Below are 1,135 nucleotides of genomic sequence, written 5' to 3' on the forward strand. Positions count from 1 at the left end.
AGTTTCAGGAATTTATTATAGCCTCTGTTGTTGATGTTGGATTTGGTAAGTTTCCCTCTTCGTATTTGTTTTTCCAATCTTCTGAGGCCTTTTTCTCGATTGTAACGATCTTTCCTGGCCCGATCATCCGAATAAGTAATAATCAATTTTAAAGCTCCCTTTTTAATAATCGCACTCTCTCCATGATTTAACTCGAGAGCCAATATTTTATCCTTGACAGCCTGGGTTTCATTTTTAATCCTGGCTCCTAATATAAATTCATAGCTCTTCTCCTGTAAGTCATCTATGTTAGCTCGGGAGAGCAGGCCGCTATCGGCAACAATGATCAGCTTGTCGAGATTGTACTTTACTTTGAAAGCATCCACCACCGGCAACATGGTATGCCCCTCAAACTTGTTGCCTTCAAAAATTTCATAGGCTAGCGGATAGCCATGTTTACTGACCAGTAGCCCTAAGACAATCTGCGGGTTCTGATGTTTTCCTTCCTTGGAAAAACCTGTCTTTCGTAGTTCATCTTCCTGATCGATTTCAAAATACAACGTGGTCACATCATAAAATACCACACTGATATCCTGATTAAGGATCTTTCGGGTATGTTCATAACTGATCTGTTGTGCCAGCTCTTTTTGTTTGTCGTGAAGCTTGTCTAAATACCGATAGATCTGATCCTCATCATAATGGACCTGTTTAAACCGGTAAAGGTAATCCTTGGTCTTAAGCTTGCTTTTAGGAAAGGCGATTCTGGCGATGACTAAGTCCCTGAACAATTCATCCTTTATTTGGTTGAATCCAATTTTATCAAATATGCTTCCTAGCAACAGGTCATAACCTACACGCTTTAATTCGGTAATAGAATTAAGCATGACCTCCATCTGTTCTTTTTCATTTGAAAAATCAAGCTCCAGGGTGCTTTGTCTATCGGTAATCCAGGATTTAGCAGTTTTAACCAGAGTATTTATTTCCTCTTTATCACCGCTACTGCCTGCGGTATGTATAACACGATACTTGCCCGAAGATTTATCAATTACCTGAACACTTATTTTTCCGCTTGGATTTTTCTTTTTTCGAACAAACATGCTCAAAATTACCAAAAACACCTCAGGACACCCTAAATACCAATTCTAAAATTTTAATT

1 protein-coding gene is annotated in these 1,135 nt (G+C 38.7%); it reads right to left on the reverse strand.

What is annotated here, in order from left to right; translation table 11 throughout:
* A partial coding sequence (locus RM545_RS17430; protein WP_311496561.1) for an IS1634 family transposase occupies positions 1-1,076 on the reverse strand: 1,076 nt, incomplete at its 3' end.
* Between the last annotated feature and the right edge of the window lie 59 nt (positions 1,077-1,135).

The sequence above is a fragment of the Autumnicola lenta genome, assembly GCF_031846515.1.
GTDB lineage: Bacteria > Bacteroidota > Bacteroidia > Flavobacteriales > Flavobacteriaceae > Autumnicola > Autumnicola lenta.